This window comes from Luteimonas sp. BLCC-B24 (assembly GCF_028550595.1).
GTDB lineage: Bacteria > Pseudomonadota > Gammaproteobacteria > Xanthomonadales > Xanthomonadaceae > Luteimonas.
Window position 1 is genome coordinate 1 of record NZ_JAQQGN010000017.1, and the last position, 1,292, is coordinate 1,292.

Genomic DNA, 1,292 nt, shown 5'->3' on the forward strand with positions numbered 1-1,292 from the left:
TCTTGCGCATGTCCGTCCTCTCTCGGTGACGGACTCTACCTAGCTTCGAGTGGTACGGCTCAGTGGGGGCAGGTCACGAAGTCGTGGCTTATCCTGTCGTGCTTTATTGCTTTGAGTTCTTTATCGCCGCAGAGGTTTAGAACACAACGCAGACCAAAGTTTGGCACGACGCAGGATGTGTCCACGCGTCTCCAGGCATGTCCAAACGTCATGAGTACACCTTTCCCATCAATCGCAAAGGCAAGGGCGCCCTGGACGGAAATATTGGAGAATCTCGTCGCGGACAGTCCCGCCAATGGAGCAAATTCTTGGACCCACTCCGGCACTGTGCCGGGGGCACTTGAGCCGATCCAAAGTTTTGCTTCAACTCCGTCAACGTTTAAGTTTGCTTCGGTCAGCGGTGCCGATTCAAATGATTCATGAAATATTCTCCACGATCCTAGAACCGCGTTCTTCTTCAAAAGATATATAGAGAGGGGTATGCGATCCATGCAGAGTCCTGTCTGGTCCAGCCAATGATTTCACTTCTACCGTCGAAGGCGCCGAGCCCAACCTGAGCGCGATTAAATGGGTTCTACTGCCGCCCACTACTCCCCCGATACGCCGCAATCGTCTGCTCCGCACTCGGATCCGACATCGCCAGCCCATTGACGAACACCGTCGGCGGGCCGCGCTTGAACACGGCCGATGCCCGGTGGATGCCCTGCATTTGCTCGGGGGTGGGGTCATCCATTTCGAAGGAAAAGCCGCTGCGGCGAACCACCGGAATGCCCGCGCTGCCGAGATCCCGGATCAGCGCCTCCGCACGCTTCGCCTGTGCGGACGGGCAGTTCGGCGGCGTCAGCACGTACACCGTATTGCGCTGCATGCCGCTGGGCATTTCGACGGCCACGAAGGTCGTGGCATCGAACGCGGCCGCGCGGGCGGCCTCGCGTTTCTGCCACAGCTGGTGGGCGCCAAAGGCCGCGCAGAGGAGCATCAGGATCAGCAGGGGGCGCATGGCGGGGCGGTCTCCGGGTCGGTCAGTGGATTCGGATGCACGGGCGCGCTCGGGCGCTCAACTGCAGTGCTGCGATTCGCACGGCACGCCGTCGTTGTCGCCGTCCATCTTGGTGTTGGGGCAATTGCGGATGAAGTACGTGGCTTCCTCGCACGAGCGCATCTGAGAGCAATGCTGGCGGCCGTCGCAGCTGAAGCGCGCCTCGGGTGCGGGCAGTGACCTGCCCCCAGTAGCCGTACCACGAGTTACTGGGAGAGCCCGGGGTTGAAGGGTACTTTGGGTTGGTGGGTTT

The 1,292-nt window shown here is 60.4% G+C and carries 2 protein-coding genes and 1 pseudogene; all 3 read right to left on the reverse strand.

Annotation, left to right across the window (positions count from 1 at the left end):
- Positions 1–59: 59 nt before the first annotated feature.
- A complete protein-coding gene (locus tag PQS31_RS16995) occupies positions 60–491 on the reverse strand; it encodes a TIGR04141 family sporadically distributed protein (RefSeq protein WP_272764016.1) in 432 nt (143 codons plus the stop codon).
- 83 nt (positions 492–574) lie between these two features.
- Positions 575–1,000, reverse strand: a complete 426-nt coding sequence (locus PQS31_RS17000) for a hypothetical protein (protein WP_272764017.1) — start codon at positions 998–1,000, stop codon at positions 575–577.
- 57 nt (positions 1,001–1,057) lie between these two features.
- A pseudogene (locus PQS31_RS17005) lies at positions 1,058–1,201 on the reverse strand (excalibur calcium-binding domain-containing protein); the annotation flags it as partial.
- Between the last annotated feature and the right edge of the window lie 91 nt (positions 1,202–1,292).